Genomic DNA, 22,845 nt, shown 5'->3' on the forward strand with positions numbered 1-22,845 from the left:
CCCGGCCAAGGGGATGGGTGAAAGATTTCACAAAGTCGTGGACTTCGGGCCACCGAGGTTTGGGAGCACGCCGGGCTCTCCGGCGCCCTCGGCGGGCCCCGCGGCCTCAGCTCATCCGCAGGGCCAGGAAGAAGTCCAGCTTGTCCTCCAGGCGCGACAGGTCACGCCCCGTCAACTGCTCGATTCGCCCTACGCGGTAGCGCAGCGTGTTGACGTGCAGGTGCAGCCGGTTCGCGCAGCGCGTCCAGGATCCGTCGCTGTCGAGGAACGCCTCCAGCGTCGGGATCAGCTCGGCGCGGTGACGGCGGTCGTAGTCCCGCAGCGGGTCCAGCAGCCGGGCGGTGAAGGCGCGCCGGACGTCGTCGGGGACGAAGGGGAGCAGCAGCACGTGCGAGGCCAGCTCCTGGTGGCCGGCCGCGCAGACCCGGCCGGGGCGGGCCGCGGCGACCCGGCGCGCGTGCCGGGCCTCCTCCAGCGCCCCGCGCAGCCCCTCCGCCGAGTGCACGGCCGCGCTGACGCCGAGCGTGATGCGCCCGTCGCCGTCCAGGCCCGCCGTCAGCGGCTCCCGCACGGACGCGAGCAGCGCCTCCGCGAGGACCCCCGCCTCGGAGCCGTCGTGCTCGCTGGAGACCGCCGGCAGCGGTACCAGGGCGACCGCCTCCTCACCGGTGTGCGCCACGGCGATACGGTCCGACTGCTCGGGCCCGGTGGCGAGCGGGTCGACGAGGATCTCCTCCAGCAGCGTCTGCGCGACCCGGCCGGTCTGCTCGTCGCCGTCCTCCCACTCCACCCGGGCCACCACGACCTGCCAGTGCGGCGCGGCGCCGAGGCCGGGCAGCAGCACCGGCGCCGCCACCCGGAGCCGGGCCGCGATCTCGGCCGGCGCGGCGCCCGTCTGCACCAGCTCCAGGACCTCCTGGGCCAGCCGCCGCCGCACCGTGCGCGCCGCGTCCCGCCGGTCCCGCTCGACCGCGATCAGCTGGGTGACCCCGTACAGCAGGTCGAGGCGCTCCTCGGCCCAGTCCCCGGCGTCCGCCTCCACCACCAGCAGCCAGTCGGACAGCACCGTCTCGCGCACGGCACGCCCCGCACCGGCGCCCTGCGGGGAACGCGCCCCCGGCGGCGTGACCGGGGGCTGCCCCCGGCCGCGCACCGGGAAGAGGCTGTACGTCGTCGAGCCCACGGTCACCCGGTGCGGCGCCCGCCGGCCCGTGCGGGTGGCCGCGAGGTGCTCGGCCGCCAGCTCGGCGCACACCTGCGCGGACAGCGCGGGCTCCGCGTCCTTCGGCCCGGCGACCTGCCGCCCGGTGGGGGAGAGCACCCACGCCCGCAGGTCGAGGTCGGAGCCGAGCAGGTCCAGGACCACGTCGGGGCCGCCGCCCGCCGGCCCCGAGGTCATCATCCGGCGGTGCCGGTCCACCACGGCCGCCAGGTCCCCGGCCCGCTCGCCGGACACCTGGCGCACGACGTGCTCGGTGATCGTCGCGAAGGCCACCGACTCGTGCACCGCGAACAGCGGCAGCCGGTGCCGCGCGCACGCCACCACCAGGTCCTCCGGCACGTCCCCCAGCTCCGCCTCACCGGCGGCCAGCGCCGCCACCTGGGCCTGCACCAGGAGGCGGACGAACGGCTCGGAGTCGGCGGCGCCGCGGCGCCAGGCCAGACCGGTGAGCACCAGTTCGCCGCCCGACAGGTAGCGGCTGGGGTCGCGCAGGTCGGTGGTCATCACGCCCCGGACCGTGCGGTCCAGCTCGTCCTCGCCGCCGAGCAGCTTGAGGCCCAGCGCGTCGGTGTCCAGCAGTGCGCGCAGCCGCATTCTCGTCGCCGCCGTTCTTTGTCTCGAAGTGTTCCAGGTCACGCGGCTGTGTCGCCCGATTCCAGAGGAGAACAGGGAGGCAATTGAGCACCTCCGTTCATACGAATCTACAAGATGCCCGCCCTGGCCAGCCAACTCCTTCATGGTTTCTGCGACTGACCCTGGTGGAGTACACGACGGTGTACTGAGGCCACTCCACGTGAACAGCACATGAACGAGCCGGGCCTCCCGTACCCGCAGATGGCTCAATCCGTACGCCCCGGTCAGACCCGCCCCGAGCAATGCGCACCCGATCAGACGAGGAAGAGAGCCGGTCATGGACTTCCTTCGCCCCGCCAGCTGGGAGGAGGCGCTCGCCGCGAAGGCCGAGCACCCCACCGCGGTGCCGATCGCGGGCGGTACCGACGTGATGGTCGAGATCAACTTCGATCACCGCAGGCCCGAGTACCTGATGGACCTGGGCCGCATCGCCGACCTGGCCGAGTGGGAGGTCGGCGAGACCTCCGTACGGCTCGGTGCCTCCGTGCCGTACACCCGGATCATGGAGGACCTGAGCACCGAGCTGCCGGGTCTCGCCCTCGCCTCGCACACGGTCGCCTCCCCGCAGATCCGCAACCGCGGCGGCGTGGGCGGGAACCTCGGCACCGCGTCCCCGGCCGGCGACGCCCACCCGGCGCTGCTCGCCGCCGGCGCCGAGGTCGAGGCCGAGTCGGTGCGCGGCACCCGCCGCATCCCCATCGACGCGTTCTACACCGGCGTGAAGCGCAACGCGCTGGCGCCCGACGAGCTGATCCGCGCCGTGCACGTCGCGAAGGCCGACGGGCCGCAGCAGTTCTCCAAGGTCGGCACCCGCAACGCCATGGTCATCGCCGTGTGCGCCTTCGGCCTCGCCCTGCACCCCGCCACCCGTACCGTCCGCACCGGCATCGGCTCGGCGGCGCCCACCCCGGTCCGGGCCACGGTCGCCGAGGAGTTCCTGAACGCGGCGCTGGAGGAGGGCGGCTTCTGGGAGAACGGGAAGATCGTCACCCCGTCGGCGGTCAAACGGTTCGCGGACCTGTGCGCCGCCGCCTGCAACCCCATCGACGACGTCCGGGGCACCGCGGACTACCGCCGCCACGCGGTCGGCGTCATGGCCCGCCGGACGCTCACCTGGACCTGGGAGTCGTACCGCGGCGCCCGCCGCACCACGGAAGGAGCCGCGTGATGCGCGTCAACCTCACCGTCAACGGACGACCGCAGGAGGCCGACGACGTGTGGGAGGGCGAGTCCCTGCTGTACGTGCTGCGCGAGCGGATGGGCCTGCCCGGTTCCAAGAACGCCTGCGAGCAGGGCGAGTGCGGCTCCTGCACGGTCCGCCTGGACGGCGTGCCGGTGTGCTCCTGCCTGGTCGCGGCCGGCCAGGCCGAGGGCCGCGAGGTCGTCACGGTGGAGGGCCTGGCGGAGTTCGCCCGGCAGCGCGCCGAGGGCGGCGCCGCCACCGGCGCCCGCGGCGGGGCGGGCGCCTCACTGGACGCGGCCCGGCGGTGGCAGGCCGGCGGGACCGACTCGCAGACCGGCGAGAACATCGAACTGGCCCCCGTGCAGCAGGCGTTCGTCGACGCCGGTGCCGTCCAGTGCGGCTTCTGCACCCCCGGACTGCTGGTCGCCGCCGACGAGATGCTGGAGCGCCACCCGAACCCGAGCGACGAGGACATCCGCGAGGCGCTGTCGGGCAACCTGTGCCGCTGCACCGGCTACGAGAAGATCATGGACGCGGTCCGCCTGGCCGCCGCCCGCCGGTCCGAGGAGGCCTGAGCATGGCTGCCAACGGCGCACCCACCGGCCTCACCCAGGGCTCCGGGACCAAGGGCGGGATCGGCGAGTCCACGCTCCGCCCGGACGGCGTCCTCAAGGTCACCGGCGAGTTCGCGTACGCGTCCGACATGTGGCACGAGGACATGCTCTGGGGCCAGATCCTGCGCTCCACCGTCGCGCACGCCGAGATCGTCTCCATCGACACCGGCGAGGCGCTCGCCACCCCCGGCGTGTACGCCGTCATGACGTACGACGACCTGCCCACCGACGTGCGCCACTACGGGCTGGAGATCCGGGACACCCCGGTCCTCGCCCACGGCAAGGTCCGCCACCACGGCGAGCCGGTCGCGATCGTCGCCGCCGACCACCCGGAGACCGCGCGCCGCGCCGCCGCCAAGATCAAGGTGGCGTACCGGGAACTGCCCCTCGTCACCGACGAGGCCTCCGCGACCGCCCCCGACGCGATCCTCGTCCACGAGAACCGACGTGACCACCACAGCGGCCACGTCCCGCACCCCAACATCGTGCACCGCCAGCCGATCGTGCGCGGCGACGCCGCCGCGGCCGCCGCACGCGCCGACGTGGTCGTCACGGGCGACTACCACTTCGGCATGCAGGACCAGGCCTTCCTCGGCCCCGAGTCGGGTCTCGCCGTGCCCGGCGAGGACGGCGGCGTCGACCTCTACATCGCCACCCAGTGGCTCCACTCCGACCTGCGCCAGATCGCCCCCGTGCTCGGCCTGCCCGAGGACAAGGTGCGGATGACGCTGTCCGGCGTCGGCGGCGCCTTCGGCGGACGCGAGGACCTGTCGATGCAGATCCACGCCTGCCTGCTCGCACTGCGCACCGGCAAACCCGTCAAGATCGTCTACAACCGCTTCGAGTCCTTCTTCGGCCACGTCCACCGCCACCCGGCCAGGCTCCACTACGAGCACGGCGCCACCCGGGACGGCCGGCTCACCCACGTGAGGTGCCGCATCGTCCTGGACGGCGGGGCCTACGCCTCCGCCTCCCCGGCCGTCGTCGGCAACGCCGCCTCGCTCTCGGTGGGACCGTACGTGGTCGACGACGTGGACATCGAGGCCCTCGCCCTCTACTCCAACAACCCGCCCTGTGGCGCGATGCGCGGCTTCGGCGCGGTCCAGGCGTGCTTCGCCTACGAGGCGCAGATGGACAAGGTGGCGGCCGAACTCGGCCTGGACCCGGTGGAGTTCCGCCGGATCAACGCCATGGAGCAGGGCACGCTCATGCCCACCGGACAGCCCGTCGACTCCCCGGCGCCGGTCGCCGAACTCCTGCGCCGCGTCAAGGCGATGCCGATGCCGCCGCAGCGCCAGTGGGAGTCCAGCGAGGGCGCCGACGTACGGCAGCTGCCCGGCGGCCTGTCCAACACCACGCACGGCGAGGGCGTCGTACGGGGCGTGGGTTACGCGGTCGGCATCAAGAACGTCGGCTTCTCCGAGGGCTTCGACGACTACTCCACGGCCCGGGTCCGCCTGGAGATCGCGGGCGGCCGCCCCGTCGTCACCGTGCACACCGCGATGGCGGAGGTCGGCCAGGGCGGCGTCACCGTCCACGCGCAGATCGCCCGCACCGAGCTGGGCGTCACCCAGGTCACCATCCAGCCCGCCGACACCCGGGTGGGCTCGGCCGGTTCCACCTCGGCCTCCCGGCAGACATACGTCACCGGCGGCGCCGTCAAGCACGCCTGCGAGCTGGTGCGCGAGCGGGTCCTGGAGATCGGGCGCCGCAGGCTCGGCTCCCACCACCCCGCCTGGGCCACCGCCGACCTCCTCCTGGAGGGCGGCAAGGTCGTCACCGACGGCGGCGAGGTCCTCGCCGATCTCGTGGACGTCCTGGCGGACGAGGCGGTCGAGGTCGAGGAGGAGTGGCGGCACCGGCCGACCGAACCCTTCGACCTACGCACCGGCCAGGGCAACGGGCACGTCCAGTACTCCTTCGCCGCGCACCGCGCCGTCGTCGAGGTCGACACGGAACTCGGCCTGGTCAAGGTGATCGAGCTGGCCTGCGCCCAGGACGTCGGCAAGGCGCTGAACCCCCTCTCCGTGGTCGGCCAGATCCAGGGCGGCACCGTCCAGGGCCTGGGCATCGCGGTGATGGAGGAGATCGTCGTGGACCCGGTGACCGCCAAGGTCCAGAACCCGTCCTTCACGGACTATCTCCTCCCCACGATCCTCGACACGCCGGCCCTACCGGTCGACGTGCTCGAACTCGCCGACGACCACGCGCCCTACGGGCTGCGCGGCGTCGGCGAGGCACCCACCCTGTCGTCCACCCCGGCGGTCCTCGCGGCCGTCAGGGACGCGACCGGGCTGGCGCTCGACCGCACGCCCGTACGACCGGAACACCTCACCGGCACGGCGGGCTCCGATCGGCACCCCCAGGACCCTCCGGGCGGCGCACGGAACGTCACACCCTCCGCGCCGCCCGGAGCACCGACCAAGTCCCGCTCCGCTCGCGGCACTTGAAGCACCACCAGTGTCACCAGCAGCACCACCGGTGTCACCAGCAGCAGTACCAGTACCACCACACATGCGTTCGTCTCGGGCCGTCCCCCGGGTCGTGCATATCCCAAATCCCGCGGCCGCCCCAGCGGCCGGCCGGGTGCACCTATGAACCTTGGGAGACGGCCCCATGACCCAGCAGTCAGTGGAGCCCGAGATCACCGCCGAAGACGCGGGCGCGGGCTCCCGCGTCCCCGGCGGACGGTCCTGGCTCGACCGGTACTTTCACATATCCCACCGGGGATCCACGGTCGCGCGTGAGGTGCGCGGCGGCACCACCACCTTCATGGCGATGGCCTACATCGTCCTGCTCAACCCCGTGATCCTCTCCGGCAAGGACGCCGCCGGGGACACCCTGGGACAGAAGGCCCTGATCACCGCGACGGCCTTCGCCGCGGCGCTCACCACGCTCCTGATGGGCTTCGTCGGCAAGGTGCCGCTCGCCCTGGCCGCCGGGCTCTCGGTGTCCGGCGTGATCGCCGGCCAGGTCGTCCCCCAGATGACCTGGCCGCAGGCCATGGGCATGTGTGTGATGTACGGCGTGGTGATCATGCTGCTCGTGGTCACCGGGCTCCGCGAGATGATCATGAACGCGATCCCGCTCGCCCTCAAGCACGGCATCACCATGGGCATCGGCCTGTTCATCGCCATCATCGGCCTGGTCAAGGGCGGCTTCGTGCACGCGGGCGAGGCGACCCCGCTCACCCTCGGCCCGGCCGGGGAACTCGCCGGCTGGCCGGTCCTGCTCTTCGCGGGCACCCTGCTGCTGATCTTCATGCTCCAGGCCAGAAACATGCCCGGCGCCATCCTGATCGGCATCGTCACCGGCACGATCGTCGCGGCGGTCCTGAACGCCACCGGGGTCATCGACCCCAAGCAGTGGGCCAACGGCGCCCCCGAACTGCACGGCAGCGCGGTCTCCATGCCGGACTTCTCGCTCTTCGGCGACCTGGAGTTCGGCGGCTGGGGCGAGGTCGGCGCGATGACGGTCGGCATGATCGTCTTCACGCTGGTGCTCGCCGGGTTCTTCGACGCGATGGCCACCATCATCGGCGTCGGCACCGAGGCCAAGCTCGCCGACGACAAGGGCCGCATGCCGGGCCTGTCGAAGGCGCTGTTCATCGACGGCGCCGGCGGTGCCATCGGCGGCGTGGCGGGCGGCTCCGGCCAGACCGTCTTCGTCGAGTCCGCGACCGGCGTCGGCGAGGGTGCCCGCACCGGGCTCGCCTCGGTCGTCACCGGCCTGTTCTTCGCCGCCTGCCTCTTCTTCACCCCGATCACCGCGATCGTCCCGCAGGAGGTCGCCTCCGCCGCGCTGGTCGTCATCGGGGCGATGATGATGATGAACGCCCGGCACGTGGACTGGGCCGACCGGGCCACCGCGATCCCGGTCTTCCTGACCGTCGTCCTGATGCCGTTCACGTACTCGATCACGGCCGGTGTCGCCGCCGGAGTCATCTCCTACGTCGCCATCAAGGTCGCGCAGGGCAAGGCGCGGGAGATCGGCGCGTTCATGTGGGCCCTGACGGTGATCTTCGTCGTCTACTTCGCCCTCAACCCGATCGAGAGCTGGCTGGGCGTGCACTGACCGCCACGACGGGAACCCTTCACGTACCCGTCGGCCGAGGAGGACCGGAACATGCTGGACATCGCCGAAGAGCTGCACCGGTGGGTCGAGCAGGGGCGCGACTTCGCCGTGGCCACCGTGGTGGCCGTGGGCGGCAGCGCCCCCCGGCCGACCGGCGCCGCGCTCGCGGTGGACGCCGGGGGCACGGTGGTCGGCTCGGTCTCCGGCGGGTGCGTGGAGGGAGCCGTGTACGAGCTGTGCCGGCAGGCGCTCCAGGACGGCGAAACGGTCCTGGAGCGCTTCGGCTACAGCGACGAGGACGCCTTCGCCGTGGGTCTGACCTGCGGCGGGGTCATCGACGTCCTCGTCACCCCGGTACGGACGGGCGACCCCGTCCGTCCGGCCCTGGCCACGGCCCTCGCCGCCGCCGCACGCGGGGAGACGGCGGCCGTGGCACGCGTCGTGAGCGGCCCGGCGGCACTGCTGGGCCGCGCGCTCGTCGTCCGCGCGGACGGCTCCCGCACCGGCGGCTTCGGTTCCCACCCCGAGCTGGACCGCACGGCGGCCGCCGAGGCGGGCGCCTTCCTGGACGCCGGGCGCACCGGCACGCTGGAGATCGGCGAGCGGGGCTCGCGCTGCGGCGCACCGCTCACCCTGCTGATCGAGTCCTCGGTCCCGCCTCCCCGCATGATCGTCTTCGGTGCGATCGACTTCGCCTCGGCACTGACGCGGGCCGGCAAGTTCCTCGGCTACCACGTGACCGTGTGCGACGCCCGCCCCGTCTTCGCCACCCCGGCCCGCTTCCCGGACGCGGACGACATCGTCGTCGAGTGGCCGCACGAGTACCTGGCGCGCACCGCCGTGGACGCGCGCACGGTGCTGTGCGTCCTCACCCACGACGCCAAGTTCGACATCCCGCTGCTCCGGCTGGCGCTGCGCCTCCCGGTGGCGTACGTCGGCGCGATGGGCTCCCGCCGCACCCACCTGGACCGCGAGGCGCGCCTGCGCGAGGCCGGGGTGAGCGAGCCGGAGCTGTCCCGCCTCAGGTCGCCGATCGGCCTCGACCTCGGCGCCCGCACCCCCGAGGAGACGGCCCTGTCCATCGCCGCCGAGATCGTCGCGGCCCGCCACGGCGGCACGGGCACCCGCCTGACCGGCGCCCACACCCCCATCCACCACGACGGGCCGCCGGCAGGGTGGTCCTGGGGCCACCCCCGTGGGGGTGCTGGACCGCTGGTGGGCCGAACGGGCCCTTCATAGCGTTGCGTTCATGACGGATGACACGAACGAAGGACGAGAAGGTGCCACCCGGCGGACGGCGCTGCGTGGGCTGGGACTCGCGGTGGGAGGCATGGCGTCGGCCGCCGGGCTCGCAACCTCGCCGGCCGCGGCGGCCCCGCGTCCCGGGATCACCACGTACGTGCTGGTGCACGGTACGCACAGCGCCGGCGCGTTCTGGCTGCCGATCGCGCGGGAGCTGGTGCTGCGCGGCCACCGCGTCGTCATGGTGGACCAGCCGCGGCACGGCGCGGAGGCGTTCGTGGCCGAGTCGTACCAGCGGCAGGACCTCACCGCGATGGCGGTCGAGCCCTCCCCGCTCAACGGCCTCGGGCTGGACGACTACGAGGCGCGCGTCACGGGCATCGTGCGGCGGGCCGCCCGCAACGGCCCGGTGGTGCTGGTCGGGCACAGCCTGGGCGGCGTCTCGGTCAGCCGGGTCGGCGAAGCCGTCCCGCACCTGCTTCACCACATCTGCTACATGGCGGCCTTCTGCCCCAGCCGCGTCCTGCCCACGGCGGACGCCTGTACGGCGGCACCCGAGAACGCGAACGCCGTCAGCCCGGTGGAGCTGACGGTGGGCGACCCGGATCGGCTCGGGGTCCTGCGGCTGAATTTCCGTACGGGCGTCGGCGGTGAGCTGGCCCTCCTGAAGGAGATGATCTGCGCGGACCACCCCGACGCCGACTTCCGCCGGATCCTGGCCGGCATGCAGAGCGACGAGCCCGTCGCCGCCTATGCGGGCCGAGCGGTCGGCCGGGCCGGCCGGTGGGGACGCCTCCCGCGCACGTACCTGCGTTTCGGCAGGGACCGTACGATCGCCACCGCGCTCCAGGACAGGATGATCGCGGAAGCCGACGCGGCCACACCCGGCAACCGCTTCCGCGTGCACGACTTCCCCGAGGCGTCACACGTCGGCCCGCTGGACCCCGCCCCGGTCGCGGACGTCCTGGCCACGCTCGCGCGGTAAGGCGCGGTAAGGCGCGGTAAGGCCGGTCTCAGTCCCGGCCGGGGGTCCTCCTGGGCAGGGACACGTCCGCGACCACCGGGCGGTGGTCCGAGGCCGCGGGCTCCTCCGGTACCGCGCTGCTCCGGATCCTTACCTCCTTGCCGGCCAGCACGTAGTCGATGCGCTTAACGGGGGCCTCGGCCGGATACGTGGCGGAGGTCCCCGCCCCCGCGTCGTTCAGCTCCTTCCACAGCGGCGCCAGCTCGGGTGCCGAGGGCTCGGCGTTGAAGTCGCCCAGCAGGAACTGGTGCGCGCCCGGCCGCTCCGCCCGCTCCCGGGCCATGATCCGCCGCGTGTCGGCGACCTGGGCCCGGCGCACCGCCGGGTCCGCCCGGTAGTCGAGGTGGGTCACGAAGACCTGCACCGCAACCCCGCGCACCTTGAGCGTCACCTCGCCGAATCCGGGCGCGGGGGCCGGTACCGGATTCTCGTCCTGCGTGGACAGGCGTGTGATCTCGTGGTTCGTCGCGGAACGGACCGGGAAGCGGGAGAGTACCGCCACGCCGTACTCGCGCCGGGGTTCCCCCGCCGTCACGGGGTCGAGGCTGTAGATCGGCGCGAAGGACACCCGCATGCCGAGCCGCCGGGCCAGCTCCCCGGCCACGTCGAGCCCCCGACTGCGGGCTCCCCAGTGCACGTCGACCTCCTGGAGGCCGATCACGTCCGCGTCGAGGGCGCGCAGCGCGGCGGTCTGCCGGTCGAGGTCGAAGACGCCGTCCGAGCCCGCCCCGGCGTGGATGTTGTAGGTGGCGATGCGCAGCGGGACCGAATGGCCCCGGTCGGCGGCCGAGGCGGGCGGGGCGGTCACGGTCACAGCAAGGGCCAACAATGCACCCGCGACGGACAGTTGGGTGAAGGTGCGCGCTCTGAGAGACATGCCGGCACGGTACGCGGGAAACGGCCACCGCGAGGCGTGCGGCGCGATGGCGACCGCGTCCCGTCCCCGGCCCGCAACCTCCGGTTCACGGGTGCCGCAGCAGGTGGGTGACCGTGCGGCCGAAGACGTGGCGTCCCGAGCGGGCGAGGAGGCCGTCGAGGAAGGACGGGAGGAGCCGGACGTCCAGTTCCTCGCGCCACACGACGCGCGCCCGGCCGCCGGGCCCGGCCCCGACCTCGATCTCCGCCCAGCCCCCGACCACCCGGCCGCGCTTCTCCAGCCGGCACCGGCCGGGGGCGTCCCCGCGCGGCGGCCGCCAGACCGTCACCTCCATGGTGTCGTCGAAGGCGAGCGGCCCGGCCCCCGTGCGGGCCACGACCACCGTGCCTCGGCGGGTGGGGCCGGGCGGGCCGGCGGTGACCCGAGTCAGCGGCACGGTGTCGCCGTGCCGCTCCCACCGGGTGAGGCGGCGCCAGGCCTCGTCCGGGGCGAGCGGCACGGTGCGTTCGAGCGAGAAGACGGCCACCGGACGATCGTAGGCACGACTCAGCGGTAGACCTTGCCCGGCTCGGCCTTCCCCGGGGCCAGCAGCTGGGGGACCGTCACGAAGACGTAGCCCCGCTTCTTGAGCGCGTCGATGATCCCGGGCACGGCGGGCACGGTGCCGTCGTAGATGTCGTGCAGCAGGATGATGCCGTCCCGCGACGACTGGTCCAGGACCCGCTCGGTGATCAGGTCGGAGTCGTTCGTCTTGTAGTCCTTGGCGGTCACGGTCCACAGCACCTCCGCCAGCCCCAGCTCGCGGGAGATGTCGTGCACCGTGTCGTCCGTGCGGCCCTGCGGCGGGCGCATCAGGGTCGGCCGCTTGCCCGTCAGGCGCTCTATCTCCTTGTTCGGACGCTCCAGCTCCTCGCGTATCTCGTCCGGCTCGGCGTCCGTGAGGATCTTGTGCGTCCAGGTGTGGCTCGCCACCTCGTGGCCCTCGTCGGCCATGCGCCTGACAAGCTCGGGGTATGTGTCGATGTGCCGTTTGCCGAGCAGGAAGAAGGTCGCCGGGACCTGCTTCTCCTTGAGTATGTCGAGCAGCCGGGCGGAGTTCTCGCTCGGTCCGGCGTCGAAGGTCAGCGCGATGCACTTGGCGTGCGCGCAGTCCACGGTGCCGAGGCCGCCCGCGCGGGCCTGGGTGCCGGCCGTGTCCGCCGGCACGGCGGCAGCGGTGTCGGCGGTGTCGGCGGTGTCGGCGGCGTTGCGGACGGAGCTGGGGGAGTGCGTCTCCAGCTTCGTGCAGCCGCTCAGCGCGAGGGTCAGCGAGGCCGCGGCCGCGAAGGTCGCGAGCACACGCAACCTGGTCCCCGTTTTTGTCATCTTCCTGGTCAGCGAAGGCATGCGAGGACTATACGCTGCGTGTATATACGCGGTTCATAGTGACCCCCTCGGCTCGACGTACCGGGGCGGCGAGGGGCGGCGAGGCGCCCATCAGGCCGCCGGAGAGCCTGCTGCCAGTGAGCCCAAGCGCCGGACCCGGGTGTTTGAGGCGGACCGGCCGCGGCACCCGCGACGTCGAGAGAGGAGCACGCCCCATGCGCACCCTTCGCGAGCACGGCAGACGTCCGGCGTCCCGCCCCGCGGGGGCGCTCGCGTGACGGGCGCCCACGACTCCGGCGACCCTTGCGCGGGCTACGCCGTCGTCGTCCCCACCCTGGTGCGCGACACGCTGGCCGACTGCCTGGCCGCGCTGGCCGCCGCGCACGGGCCGCCCCCGACGAGATCGTGCTGGTCGACGACCGGACGGACCCCGATGCCGACCCGGACACGCTGGAGCACGCCCTGACCGTCCTCGGCGACCTGCGGGAGCGCACGACGGTGCTGCGCAGCGGCGGCCGCGGCCCCGCCGCCGCCCGCAACGCCGGCGCCCGGGCGGTCACCTCGCCCTGGACCGTCCTGCTCGACGACGACGTCCAGGTCGGCCCGCACTGGTGCGACCAGCTGGTCCAGGACGTCGTCGAGGCGGCGCCCGACACCGGTGCCGTGCAGGGTGTGATCACCGTGCCGCTGCCGGAGGGACGCCGTCCCACCGACCGGGAGCGGGACACGGCCGGCCTCGCGCGAGCCCGGTGGACCGCCGCCGACATGGCCTACCGCACCGACGTACTCGAACAGGTCCACGGCTTCGACGAACGCTTCACTCGGCCCTTCCGCGAGGACGCCGACCTGGCGCTGCGCGTCCTCGACGCGGGCTGGCGCATTCGCAGGGGCGGCCGCGCCACCCGTCATCCCGTACGCCCGGCCCCCCGCTGGGCCGCCGTGAAGCAGCAGAGCGGCAACGCCGACGACGCCCTGATGCGGCGGCTGCACGGCCCGCGCTGGTGGGCCAAGGCCGTCGCACCCCGGGGCCGGATCCGGCGCCACGTGGCGATCACCGCAGCCGGTACCACGGCCCTCGCCCTCGCGGCGGCCGGTCGTCCCCGAGCCGCGGCGGCGGCAGGCGCGGGCTGGGCCGCGGGCACCGCCGAGTTCGCCTGGGCCCGGATCGAGCCCGGACCGCGTACCCGGCACGAGGTCACCACCGTGCTTATCACCAGCGTGCTCGTCCCGCCCGCCGCGACCTGGCACCGGCTGAGCGGACTGTGGCGCCATCGCGGCGCGCCCGCGTGGCACGAGGCGGCCGTATGAGGCCTCCTACACGTCCCGTGCTGCCCCGTATGCCTCTCAGGACGTCCCGCACGCGTGCCGGGGCGGCCGTCGTCCTCGGTGCGCTCCGCGACGGCCGCCGGGGACGGGCCCGTCCGGTCGCGGGAGCCGGCACGGCGCCGTCGCCGGCAGGGCGCCACGCCCGCGGCATCCGCGCCGTAGCCGACCGCATCGGAGTGCCCCCGGACGCCGACACGGTCCGGCGAGCCCGCCCGCACCACCGCCCGCACCACCGGCCCACCGCCCGCGCGGCACGCGCGGCCGGGATCGCCGTGATGGCCCCGGCCGTCCCGGGCCGCCACGGTCCGCCCCGCTTCCCCGACGGACGGGAGCGGCTGCTCAAGGAGGTGACCCGATGAGGATCGCCATGGTGTCCGAGCACGCGAGCCCGCTGGCCGCGCCCGGCGGTGTCGACGCCGGAGGACAGAACGTCTACGTGGCCCGTCTCACCGAGGAGCTGGCCAAACGCGGTCACGACGTCACGGTCTACACCCGCCGGGACGCCACGGGCCTGGCCGACCGGATGCCGCTGCCCGGCGGCGCGGTCGTCGAACACGTACCGGCCGGACCGCCCGTGTCCGTCCCCAAGGACGAACTCCTGCCGCACATGCCCGCCTTCGGCGCCCATCTGGCCCGCGCCTGGGCCCGGGACCGGCCGGACGTGGTCCACGCCCACTTCTGGATGTCCGGTACCGCCTCGCAGCTGGGCGCCGGCCCGCTCGGCATCCCCCTCCTCCAGACCTTCCACACCCTCGGCGCGGTCGAGCGGCGCCACGAGGGCATGCGGGACACCAGCCCGTACGAGCGCGTCGGCATCGAGCGGCACCTCGGCCGCACCTGCGAGGGGGTCCTGGCCACGAGCACCGACGAGGTCGTCGAACTCGGCCGCATGGGTGTCCCGGCCCGGCGGATCCGAGTGGTGCCCGGCGGTGTCGACACCGAGCACTTCCACCCCGGCGCCGACACGGGCGGCACCCCCGAGCGGCGCCTGCGGCACCGGCTCCTCGCCTGCGGACGGCTCGTCCGGCGCAAGGGCTACGACCAGGCCGTCCGTGCCCTGGCCCACCTCCCCGACACCGAGCTTCTCGTCGCCGGCGGTCCGCCGGCCGGCACCGTGGAGGCCGACACCGAGGCGCGGCGTCTGACGGACATCGCCCACCGGGCGGGGGTGGCCGACCGGGTCCGGCTGCTCGGCGCGGTGCACCCGGACGACATGCCCGCCCTGCTGCGCAGTGCCGACCTGGTGATGTGCACCCCGGTGTACGAGGCGTTCGGCCTCGTGCCCCTGGAGGCCATGGCGTGCGGCGTGCCCGTCCTCGCCACCGACGTCGGCGGCCACCGTGACTCCCTGGCCGACGGCGGCACCGGCCGCCTGGTGGCCCCGCAGGACCTGGGGGCCTTGGTGGAGGCGGCACGTGCGCTCCTCGCCGACGAACGGCTGCGCCGCCAGTACGGCAGGAACGGCCGCGAGCGCGTCCTGCGGCACTACACCTGGGCGCGCGTCGCCGAGGGCGCGGAACAGGCCTACCGCCTGCCGTGCTCCGTGCGCCCGGTACCGGCGTGACGACCGGGACCGGCCGCGCGTACGACGACCGGGACCGGCCGCGCGTACGACGACCGGGGCCGGACCCGGCGCACGACGACCGGCCCCGACGGCCGCCGGAGTCCCGTCAGCGCCCGACCACCGGCCCGAAGGCGTCGCGCACGTCGCCGCTGGAGGGCGTGACGGCCATCCGCGACGGCAGCGCGTCGAAGTACCGGAGGACGCCGGGGCAGCTCTCGCCGCCCAGCTGCACCGTGCGGTCGACGACGAGCTTCCCGGTGCGCAGCGCGTAGCCCTTCACCCGGACCGCGAGCTTGTTGAACCTGACACTGCCGATGCGACCGTTGTGGTCCCGGTACCGGCACGTCTCGACCACGTCCCCCGCCTCCGCCTCGCCGGCGCACACCACCAGGGAGGCGTGGGCCGTGTCGGTCCGCCACTCCTCGGGCAGCTTGTCCGTGTACTCGGTGTCGCCGACGAACACCGCCCGGATCCGGCCCTCGCGGTAGGCGGGGGCCCGGGAGTACTTCGCCGGTTTCCGGCAGTACCCGGAGTCCATGGAGTCCGCCGCCTCGATCAGCCCGCCGACCCGGTTCAGCTCGATCGCCAGCCCCGCCTTCCCGACCCCCTTGCGGGCGGCGTCCGCGCGGGAGTCGTCCGGATACTCGTCGAGCAGCCGCTGGTAGCGCTCGCGCGCGTCCGGCCAGTCCTGCGTGAACATGAAGTCACCGGCGCAGTCCATGAGGGCCTGGGGCGCGACCCGGGCCGCGGCGGCGGAGGCGGGGCCGGTCAGGTCCTTCGGCCCGGTCGCGTGCTCCCGCAACCAGTCCGCGATGGTCACGGTGAGACAGCCGTCGTCGGTGGGCAGCCGCCCGAGGAAGCGGTCCAGCGCGGCCCGGACGGTCCGCTCGTTGCCGGGCTCGCCGAGCACCGCGCCGAGCCGCCGGAAACCGGTCCGCAGCGAGTCCAGGTCACCGGTCAGCCCGCCGCTGAGATAGCCCGCGGCCGTGTCCAGCCGCACGCACGCCTCGACCACCGCGTCCCCCCGGGCGGCCACCGGCGCGGCGACCAGCCGGTGCCGGAACCCCACCCCCTCCTGGGCGTCCGAGGCGGCCCCGCAGTCCCCGTCCGCGCGGGCGGCGGCGACCTCGTCCTGGATCCCCTGCGCGTCGAACCGCACCCACCCGGCGGCCGCCAGCACCGGCACGGCGAGGGCCAGCGCGAGCAGCCGCCGCGCGCGCCGGGCCGCCGCGGCCGGGTGGCGACGCGCCAGCCACCAGCCGTGCCCGACGGCCGTCGCCCACCACAGCGCCACGAGCAGTTCGCACCACGTCTCGGCGGTCCGGTACGTCAGCCACAGCAGCGACGCGGTGACCGCCGCGGCGGCCCAGAACAGCGCCCGGCGCCTCAGCAGCAGGTAACCCGCCCCGAGCAGCGAGGCGTTGGCGACGGCCACGGCGAGCGGATCGGGCGCCCGCGGCTCCCGGGGCGCCATCCGCCCGTAGTCCGGCGGCGGATCCCAGGGCTCGGCGGGGTCCCCGTCCGGATGCCCGGCGTCCGGCGGCCCGGCGTGCGGCGGCTCGGTCATCCGGCGAACTCCTCGCCGCTCTCCCCGCTGCGGGCCCGCACGTACGCCTCCGCGGCCGGCCGGTACAGCAGCACCACGCCCGGGACGGCGAGCAGCGCGGCCAGCAGCAGCGTGGTGCCGCCGTACAGCGGATCGTCCAGGGCGAACGGCGCGGCGACGACCAGGACCGCCGCGGTCAGACCGCTCACCGCGGTCCGGGCGCCCCGCCGGCCGCGGCCCGCCCGGACCGCGAACCAGAAGCAGACCGCCACCAGCAGGAGCACCAGGGTCGCCGCGTCCTGCGGCCCGGCCGCCGTGGTCGCCGCGACCAGCGTGCCCAGCATCACCAGTACCACCGCCAGCGTCACGGTCCACGGCCGGCGGGTCGCCGTCTCGGCGGTCATCGGATCACTCCTTCATGTGCCTTGTCCGGGCGTGCGGGTGCCTTCGACGGACGGGGGAACCGGCGCGGGGCGGCGCGGCCGTGACGGACCCCGCGGTCGTGCCGCCCCGCACTCCCCCGGCCACCGATTCCACCGCGGAACACCGTTGTTCAGCAGCCCGCACCCGGCACTGAACAATGCGGCAGGCCTCGCGGAGCGAACCGGAACCGTGCGGACCCGGCGTGAAGACACCGTGAACTCCCCGTGCGCCACCCCCCGACGGGCAGCCCGGCGCTTGCCGCCCGCTGCCGCACCTCCCTACCGTGGGCGCCCGGACGGGGACCGAGAGCGACGGCGGGGCGGGGCACACGTGGGCGGAAACGGAGTGGGACGCCGGGAGCGACGGCTGGACCCCGCGGCCGGACCGGTACAGCGGTTCGCCGCCGAACTGCGCGCCCTGCGCGACGCGGTGGGGCGGCCGACGTACCGGACGATGGCCGACAAGGTCCCGTTCTCGGTGACCGCCCTGTCCCAGGCGGCCGCCGGACGGCAACTGCCCACCCTCGCGGTCACCCTCGCCTACGTCGACGTCTGCGGCGGCGACCCGGGGGAGTGGGAGCGGCGCTGGCGGGCGGCGAGCGCGGAGGCCGCCGCACTCGCCGGCGCCGACGACGAGACCCGCCCGCCCTACCGCGGCCTGACCCGCTACGAACCGGACGACGCCGCCCTGTTCTTCGGCCGCGACCGACTGGTGGACCGGCTGGCCGGACTGTCCCGCGAGCACCGCTTCACCGCCGTCTTCGGCCCCTCGGGCAGCGGCAAGTCCTCCCTGCTGCGGGCCGGCCTGATCCCCCGCCTGCGCGCCCCCAGAACCGGCGCCGACGCACCCGCCGCCCCCGCGGCCGTCCGCATCCTCACCCCCGGCGCGACACCGGCGACCACCCACGCGGAGCGGCTCGGCCCGGTGCCGGACACGGACGCCGACACCTGGCTGATCGTCGACCAGTTCGAGGAGCTGTACACCCTCTGCGCCGACCCGGCCGAGCGGAACGCCTTCGTCGACCGGCTCCTGACCGCCACCGACCCCGGCAGCCGGCTGCGCGTGGTGGTCGCCGTACGCGCCGACTTCCTCGGCCGCTGCGCCGAACACCCCGGCCTCACCGCCGCGTTGCAGGACGCGACCCTGCTGGCCGGCCCGATGAGCCGGGAGGAGCTGCGGGAGGCCGTCGTCCGCCCCGCCGCCGCGGCCTCCCTGGTCGTCGAACGCGCCCTGACCACCCGGCTGCTGGACGAGGTCGAGGACGCCCCGGGCGGACTGCCGCTGATGTCGCACGCGCTGCTGGAGACCTGGCGGCACCGCACCGGCCGCACCCTGACCGCGACCGGCTACGAGACGGCCGGGGGACTGCGCGGCGCCGTGGTCCGCACCGCCGAGGAGGTGTACGGCGAACTCACCGCGCCCCAGGCCGACCTGGCCCGCCGGATCCTGCTGCGGCTGGTCGCCCCGGGCGACGGCACCCCCGACACCCGGCGCCCCGCCGAGCACGCGGAACTCGACCTCGGCGACCCCGGCGGCACCCGCACCGTGCTGGACCGGCTGGTCGCCGCCCGGCTGCTCACCCTCGACGACGGCACCGTCGAACTCGCCCACGAGGCCCTCATCACCGCGTGGCCGCGGCTGCGCGGCTGGATCGACGCCGAACGCGACCGGCTCCGCGTCCACCGCGCCCTCTCCGAGGCCGCCCGCACCTGGCTGACCCTCGGCCGGGAGAACGCCGCGCTCTACGCCGGCTCACGGCTGGCCGCCGCCCGCGAGGCCTTCGCCCGGGACCAGCGGGACGCGGAACCGGTGCCGGGGGAACTGACGCCGGCGGAGCGCGAGTTCCTGGCCGCGTCGATCCGGCGGCGGCGGCGCGCGGTGTGGATCGGGCGGGGCCTGTCGGCCGTCCTCGCCCTGCTGGTGCTGATCGCCTCGGGCACCGCCGTCGTCGCGCTCAGGGCGCGGGCCACCGCCCAGGCGGAGCGGGACGACGCCGTCTTCGGCCGGATCACCGCGGAGGCGGACCGGCTGCGCGAGACCAACGCCGCCGTCTCCGCCCGGCTGGACGTCGCCGCCCTCGGCATGCGCACCACCCCCGAACTGCGCACCGCGCTCACCACGGACACGGGCCGGGCGCTGTCCACCCGGCTGCCCGGACACGACGACATCGGCAGCGCCGTGGCCTTCGCCCCGGACGGCCGCACCCTCGCCAGCGGCGGCCACGACGGCACCGTACGGCTGTGGGACACGGCCGGATCCGGCCGGCAGCTCGGCGAGCCGCTGCGGATCACCGGCTCCCCGGTCGGCGCCGTGGCGTACGCGCCGGACGGCACCGTGCTGGTGGCGGCCGGGCACAACGGCGGCATCCGGCTGTGGGACACCAGGGACCGCGCCCGGCCCCGGCCCCTGGGCGCCCCCCTCGTCAGCCACGCGGGCGAGTCCGTCACCTCCGTCGCCTTCGCCCCCGACGGCCGCACCCTCGCCACCGTCGGCGACGACGGCACCCTGCGTCTGTGGGACCTCACCGACCCCGCCCGGCCCGCCCCGATCGGCGCACCGGCCCGCGCCGACGCGCGCAGCGTCCGGGACGTCGCCTTCGCCCCGGACGGCCGCACCCTGGCCACCGCCGGGCACACCGGGACCGTACGGCTGTGGCGACCGGACGGCGCCGACGGACCGGTCCCGCTCGGCGAGCCCCGGCACGCGCACGACGCGGCGGTCTGGTCGCTGGCCTTCTCCCCGGACGGCGACACCCTCGCCACCGCCGGCTACGACGACACGGTGCGCCTGTGGAAGGTGCCCGATGGGGGCGGAACGGCTCCCGGCGGGCCGGCCGCCGACGGCCTGCGCCCGCTGGGCGAACCGCTGGCCGCGCACACCGCCGCCGTGTGGTCGGTGGAGTTCAGCCCGGACGGACACACGCTGGCCAGCGCCGCGCAGGACGACACCGTCATCCTGTGGAACGTGGCCGACCCCGCCCACCCGCACCGGATCGGCGAACCGCTGACGGGGCACACCGAGGGCCTGTGGGACCTGGCCTACGGCCCGGACGGCCGCACCCTCGCCACCACCGGCGCCGACCACAGCGTCCGTGTGTGGCACCTGCCGGACAGCGTCCTGACCGACTTCACCAACCCGCTCACCGCCGTGGCCTACGACCCCACGGGCAGGCTGCTCGCCGCCGCCAGCACGGACGACGCCCTCATCCGGCTCTGGGACGTCGGCCGACCGGGGGCACCGCGCCCGCTGCCGCGCCCCCTCACCGGCCACGAGGCGCCCGTCCTGACCGCGGCCTTCGCGCCGGGCGGCCGGACCGTCGCGTCCGGCGCCGAGGACGGCACGCTGCGGCTGTGGGACGTCTCCGACCCGGCCCGGCCGGTCCCCGCGGCCACCGTCCCGGACGCCCACCCCGGCGGTGTCCTCACCGTCGCCTTCGCCCCGGACGGCCGCACCCTCGCCACCGGCGGCGTCGACGAGCGGGTCCGCCTGTGGGACGTGCGCGGCCCCGACGACGTGCGCCCCGTCGGCACCCCCCTGACCGGCCACACCGACTGGGTCGGCTCCGTGGCCTTCGCCCCGGACGGGCACACCCTCGCCACCGGCAGCCAGGACAAGACGGCCCGGCTGTGGGACGTGCGCGACCGCGAGCGGCCCCGGCCCGTCGGCGAACCCCTGACCGCCCACGGCGACTGGGTCAACGCGGTCGCCTTCGCCCCGAAGGGGCACGTCCTCGCCACCGGCGGCCGGGACCGCACCGTACGGCTCTGGGACGTCACCGACCCCGGCCGGGCCCGCCCCCTGGGCGGCGAGCTGACCGGCCACCGCGGCGGCGTCACCTCGGTCTCCTTCGCCCCGGACGGCCGCACCCTCGCCAGCGGCGGCGAGGACCACGCGGTCCGCCTGTGGAACGTGGCCGACCCCGCCCACGCCGAGGCCTACGGCGACGCGCTCACCGGTCACCTGGACACCGTCACGTCGGTCGCCTTCGCGCCCGGCGGCTCCACGCTGGCCTCGGTGGGCAACGACCTGACGGCCAGGATCTGGACGCTGGACACGGACCGGGCGCTGCGCCAGGTCTGCGACCGCACCGGCGGCGACCTCACCCCCGACCGCTGGGCCGAACTCCTGCCCCGGCTGCCCTACCGGCCCACCTGCTGACCCGGCCGGTCGCTCACACCGCGTTGGTCACCGTCACCGTCACCTGGGCCCCCGGCGCCGACCCGGACAGCGCGGCGGTCACCGCGTCGCGCACCGCGCGGGCGACGGTCAGGGCGTGACGGTCGCGGTGGACGACGATCTGCACGTCCACCTCCCACGGCCCCGAACCCGAGGCCCGGCTCACCCGTACACCCGCGGGCGTACGCCCCGTGGCGGCCGGCGGCGCGGTGCGCGCGGAGGAGCGGAACAGGTCCACGAGACCCGGTCGCAGGAAGGCGACGCCCGGCACGTCGGCGGCGACCCGCGCGACGGTTTCGGCGAGTGCGTCACGGCCGGTGGCGGCAGCGGTCACGGCTGGTTCCCTTCTTCCGTGCCGGCCGGGTGCTCCGGGTCCGTCCCGGCCGGTTCCGTCACGTCGGTGATGTGCACGTCCACGTGGTCCACCGGCAGCCCCAGGGCGTCGTCCGCCGCCCCGCGCACCCGCCGCCGCACCTCCGCCGCGAGGTCGCGCAGCCGCGGCGTGAGCGGTACGACCACCTCCAGCCGCACCCGGACGGGGCCCCGCGAGGGCGAGCCGCCCGACTCGGCCGGCCGGATCCGGCACGAGCCGGCCCGCACCCCGGGCACGGTCTCGGCGGCGGCCCGCAACGCCTTGGCGGCCATCGCCTCCCGCACCCACAGGTCCTCCTCCCGCTCCCCCAGCGGCAGCGGCCGGCCGGGCCGCAGCTCCAGCCGTACGACGTCCATGACCCGTTCGGTCAGCGCCCCCGCGTCCCACTCCGGCTCCCGGCCGCCGCCGTCGGCCGCCCCGCGCACCGCCGCGCCGAGCAGGTCCAGCTGCCGCACGGCCGCCGAGCAGTGCGCACAGGCCCGCAGGTGCGGATCGTCCGCGCCGCCCTCCCCGGCCTCCCACACCTCGGACAGCAGCCGTCCGCAGGCCAGCCGTTCGTCCTCGGCGTGCTCGTCGGCGCCGCCGGATCCGGGCCCTGAGCCGGGCCCGGGCAGCTCCGCGCCGCTGTTCATCGCCATGCGGTCATCGCCTCCGTCAGGCAGCGTCGTGCGCGGAACACCCGGCCGCGGGCAGCCTCGGGGCTGATCCCGACCGTCTCCGCGATCGTCTCGTACGACTGGCCCTCCAGCTCTCTGAGCACCCAGCAGACCCGCTGCTCCGGGGAGAGCTCGGACAGCGACCGGCCCAGCGCCACGGCGGCGGCGTGCGACTCGGCGGCCCGGGCGGGGGAGACGGAGTGGTCCGGCGCCGCCGGTTCGGGCACGCTGTCGAGATCGGCCACCGGGCGCCGGGAACGCAGCATGTTCAGGCACCGGTTGACGACGATGCGGTGCATCCAGGTGGCAAACGCGGACTGCCCCCGGAACTCGGGGAGCCTGCGCCACGCGCTGACGAAGGCGTCCTGCACCGCGTCCTCCGCCTCCGCCGGGCTGCCCAGCATGCTCGCCGCGAGCCGCAGCAGCCCGGGCGCGTGCCGCCGCACGAGCGCCTCGAAGGCGTCCTCGTCGCCCTCGGCGGCCCGCACCGCGAGCAGTCCGTCGTCCCCGGGCACACGCGCTCCTTCCCACTCCACCGTTCCCGTCC

The 22,845-nt window shown here is 75.0% G+C and carries 18 protein-coding genes and 1 pseudogene; 10 read left to right on the forward strand and 9 right to left on the reverse strand.

What is annotated here, in order from left to right:
• Window positions 1-106: 106 nt before the first annotated feature.
• Entirely contained in the window at window positions 107-1,816 is a 1,710-nt protein-coding gene (locus ACFV9J_RS27805; protein WP_385358382.1) for a PucR family transcriptional regulator, read from the reverse strand.
• A gap of 316 nt (window positions 1,817-2,132) precedes the next feature.
• On the opposite strand from ACFV9J_RS27805, the gene ACFV9J_RS27810 reads away from it, so the two are divergent.
• The 6 genes from ACFV9J_RS27810 (at window position 2,133) to ACFV9J_RS27835 (ending at window position 9,953) form a co-directional block, all read left to right on the forward strand.
• The gene (locus tag ACFV9J_RS27810) at window positions 2,133-3,023 is read left to right on the forward strand and encodes an FAD binding domain-containing protein (RefSeq protein WP_385358384.1); all 891 of its coding nucleotides are present in this window, start codon (window positions 2,133-2,135) and stop codon (window positions 3,021-3,023) included.
• The gene (locus ACFV9J_RS27815) at window positions 3,023-3,613 is read left to right on the forward strand and encodes a (2Fe-2S)-binding protein (protein WP_385358387.1); all 591 of its coding nucleotides are present in this window, start codon (window positions 3,023-3,025) and stop codon (window positions 3,611-3,613) included. The genes ACFV9J_RS27810 and ACFV9J_RS27815 overlap by 1 nt, the downstream gene beginning before the upstream one ends.
• A 2-nt stretch (window positions 3,614-3,615) precedes the next feature.
• Window positions 3,616-6,102 (forward strand): xanthine dehydrogenase family protein molybdopterin-binding subunit, encoded by a 2,487-nt coding sequence (locus tag ACFV9J_RS27820; protein WP_385358390.1) that lies wholly within the window; start codon window positions 3,616-3,618, stop codon window positions 6,100-6,102.
• 166 nt (window positions 6,103-6,268) lie between these two features.
• Window positions 6,269-7,726 (forward strand): NCS2 family permease, encoded by a 1,458-nt coding sequence (locus ACFV9J_RS27825; RefSeq protein WP_385358393.1) that lies wholly within the window; start codon window positions 6,269-6,271, stop codon window positions 7,724-7,726.
• A gap of 51 nt (window positions 7,727-7,777) precedes the next feature.
• Window positions 7,778-8,965 (forward strand): XdhC family protein, encoded by a 1,188-nt coding sequence (locus ACFV9J_RS27830; RefSeq protein ID WP_385358395.1) that lies wholly within the window; start codon window positions 7,778-7,780, stop codon window positions 8,963-8,965.
• 91 nt (window positions 8,966-9,056) lie between these two features.
• On the forward strand, window positions 9,057-9,953 hold the full coding sequence (locus tag ACFV9J_RS27835) for an alpha/beta hydrolase (protein WP_385358462.1): 897 nt from the start codon (window positions 9,057-9,059) through the stop codon (window positions 9,951-9,953).
• A 28-nt stretch (window positions 9,954-9,981) separates the two neighbouring features.
• Here ACFV9J_RS27835 and ACFV9J_RS27840 read toward each other — a convergent pair whose 3' ends face one another.
• From ACFV9J_RS27840 to ACFV9J_RS27850, 3 genes are all read right to left on the reverse strand, one after another.
• On the reverse strand, window positions 9,982-10,869 hold the full coding sequence (locus tag ACFV9J_RS27840; RefSeq protein WP_385358397.1) for an endonuclease/exonuclease/phosphatase family protein: 888 nt from the start codon (window positions 10,867-10,869) through the stop codon (window positions 9,982-9,984).
• 85 nt (window positions 10,870-10,954) lie between these two features.
• Entirely contained in the window at window positions 10,955-11,395 is a 441-nt protein-coding gene (locus ACFV9J_RS27845) for an SRPBCC family protein (RefSeq protein WP_385358399.1), read from the reverse strand.
• Window positions 11,396-11,415: 20 nt separating this feature from the next.
• A complete protein-coding gene (locus tag ACFV9J_RS27850) occupies window positions 11,416-12,234 on the reverse strand; it encodes a polysaccharide deacetylase family protein (RefSeq protein ID WP_385358464.1) in 819 nt (272 codons plus the stop codon).
• 274 nt (window positions 12,235-12,508) lie between these two features.
• Between ACFV9J_RS27850 and ACFV9J_RS27855 the strand changes: the two are divergent.
• The 3 genes and pseudogenes from ACFV9J_RS27855 (at window position 12,509) to ACFV9J_RS27865 (ending at window position 15,124) form a co-directional block, all read left to right on the forward strand.
• Window positions 12,509-13,542 (forward strand): annotated as a pseudogene (locus ACFV9J_RS27855) (glycosyltransferase).
• A gap of 29 nt (window positions 13,543-13,571) precedes the next feature.
• The gene (locus ACFV9J_RS27860) at window positions 13,572-13,919 is read left to right on the forward strand and encodes a hypothetical protein (RefSeq protein ID WP_385358401.1); all 348 of its coding nucleotides are present in this window, start codon (window positions 13,572-13,574) and stop codon (window positions 13,917-13,919) included.
• Entirely contained in the window at window positions 13,916-15,124 is a 1,209-nt protein-coding gene (locus ACFV9J_RS27865) for a glycosyltransferase (RefSeq protein WP_385358403.1), read from the forward strand. The genes ACFV9J_RS27860 and ACFV9J_RS27865 overlap by 4 nt, the downstream gene beginning before the upstream one ends.
• Before the next feature lie 106 nt (window positions 15,125-15,230).
• On the opposite strand, the gene ACFV9J_RS27870 is transcribed toward ACFV9J_RS27865, so the two are convergent.
• Both ACFV9J_RS27870 and ACFV9J_RS27875 read right to left on the reverse strand, forming a co-directional pair.
• A complete protein-coding gene (locus ACFV9J_RS27870) occupies window positions 15,231-16,691 on the reverse strand; it encodes a hypothetical protein (RefSeq protein ID WP_385358405.1) in 1,461 nt (486 codons plus the stop codon).
• Entirely contained in the window at window positions 16,688-17,074 is a 387-nt protein-coding gene (locus tag ACFV9J_RS27875) for a hypothetical protein (RefSeq protein ID WP_385358407.1), read from the reverse strand. The genes ACFV9J_RS27870 and ACFV9J_RS27875 overlap by 4 nt, the downstream gene beginning before the upstream one ends.
• A gap of 349 nt (window positions 17,075-17,423) precedes the next feature.
• Here ACFV9J_RS27875 and ACFV9J_RS27880 point away from each other — a divergent pair, with 349 nt between their 5' ends.
• Window positions 17,424-21,251, forward strand: a complete 3,828-nt coding sequence (locus ACFV9J_RS27880) for a WD40 repeat domain-containing protein (RefSeq protein ID WP_385358409.1) — start codon at window positions 17,424-17,426, stop codon at window positions 21,249-21,251.
• 13 nt (window positions 21,252-21,264) lie between these two features.
• Here the strand turns inward: ACFV9J_RS27880 and ACFV9J_RS27885 are convergent, their stop codons facing one another.
• Genes ACFV9J_RS27885 through ACFV9J_RS27895 form a run of 3 tightly spaced genes read right to left on the reverse strand, consistent with a single transcriptional unit; the run spans window position 21,265 to window position 22,813 of the window.
• The gene (locus ACFV9J_RS27885) at window positions 21,265-21,603 is read right to left on the reverse strand and encodes an Asp23/Gls24 family envelope stress response protein (protein WP_385358411.1); all 339 of its coding nucleotides are present in this window, start codon (window positions 21,601-21,603) and stop codon (window positions 21,265-21,267) included.
• A complete protein-coding gene (locus ACFV9J_RS27890; RefSeq protein ID WP_385358413.1) occupies window positions 21,600-22,280 on the reverse strand; it encodes an Asp23/Gls24 family envelope stress response protein in 681 nt (226 codons plus the stop codon). The genes ACFV9J_RS27885 and ACFV9J_RS27890 overlap by 4 nt, the downstream gene beginning before the upstream one ends.
• On the reverse strand, window positions 22,271-22,813 hold the full coding sequence (locus tag ACFV9J_RS27895) for an RNA polymerase sigma factor (protein WP_385358416.1): 543 nt from the start codon (window positions 22,811-22,813) through the stop codon (window positions 22,271-22,273). The genes ACFV9J_RS27890 and ACFV9J_RS27895 overlap by 10 nt, the downstream gene beginning before the upstream one ends.
• Between the last annotated feature and the right edge of the window lie 32 nt (window positions 22,814-22,845).

It is taken from the genome of Streptomyces sp. NPDC059906 (assembly GCF_042730645.1).
Taxonomy (GTDB): Bacteria; Actinomycetota; Actinomycetes; order Streptomycetales; family Streptomycetaceae; genus Streptomyces; species Streptomyces rubrogriseus.

Excerpts from the sequence above, each read along its gene's own strand:
- ACFV9J_RS27805 (WP_385358382.1), bottom strand. The coding sequence starts at position 1,816 with ATGCGGCTGCGCGCACTGCTGGACACCGACGCGCTGGGCCTCAAGCTG.
- ACFV9J_RS27810 (WP_385358384.1), top strand. The coding sequence starts at position 2,133 with ATGGACTTCCTTCGCCCCGCCAGCTGGGAGGAGGCGCTCGCCGCGAAG.
- ACFV9J_RS27815 (WP_385358387.1), top strand. The coding sequence starts at position 3,023 with ATGCGCGTCAACCTCACCGTCAACGGACGACCGCAGGAGGCCGACGAC.
- ACFV9J_RS27820 (WP_385358390.1), top strand. The coding sequence starts at position 3,616 with ATGGCTGCCAACGGCGCACCCACCGGCCTCACCCAGGGCTCCGGGACC.
- ACFV9J_RS27825 (WP_385358393.1), top strand. The coding sequence starts at position 6,269 with ATGACCCAGCAGTCAGTGGAGCCCGAGATCACCGCCGAAGACGCGGGC.
- ACFV9J_RS27830 (WP_385358395.1), top strand. The coding sequence starts at position 7,778 with ATGCTGGACATCGCCGAAGAGCTGCACCGGTGGGTCGAGCAGGGGCGC.
- ACFV9J_RS27835 (WP_385358462.1), top strand. The coding sequence starts at position 9,057 with ATGGCGTCGGCCGCCGGGCTCGCAACCTCGCCGGCCGCGGCGGCCCCG.
- ACFV9J_RS27840 (WP_385358397.1), bottom strand. The coding sequence starts at position 10,869 with ATGTCTCTCAGAGCGCGCACCTTCACCCAACTGTCCGTCGCGGGTGCA.
- ACFV9J_RS27850 (WP_385358464.1), bottom strand. The coding sequence starts at position 12,234 with ATGACAAAAACGGGGACCAGGTTGCGTGTGCTCGCGACCTTCGCGGCC.
- ACFV9J_RS27860 (WP_385358401.1), top strand. The coding sequence starts at position 13,572 with ATGCCTCTCAGGACGTCCCGCACGCGTGCCGGGGCGGCCGTCGTCCTC.
- ACFV9J_RS27865 (WP_385358403.1), top strand. The coding sequence starts at position 13,916 with ATGAGGATCGCCATGGTGTCCGAGCACGCGAGCCCGCTGGCCGCGCCC.
- ACFV9J_RS27870 (WP_385358405.1), bottom strand. The coding sequence starts at position 16,691 with ATGACCGAGCCGCCGCACGCCGGGCCGCCGGACGCCGGGCATCCGGAC.
- ACFV9J_RS27875 (WP_385358407.1), bottom strand. The coding sequence starts at position 17,074 with ATGACCGCCGAGACGGCGACCCGCCGGCCGTGGACCGTGACGCTGGCG.
- ACFV9J_RS27890 (WP_385358413.1), bottom strand. The coding sequence starts at position 22,280 with ATGGCGATGAACAGCGGCGCGGAGCTGCCCGGGCCCGGCTCAGGGCCC.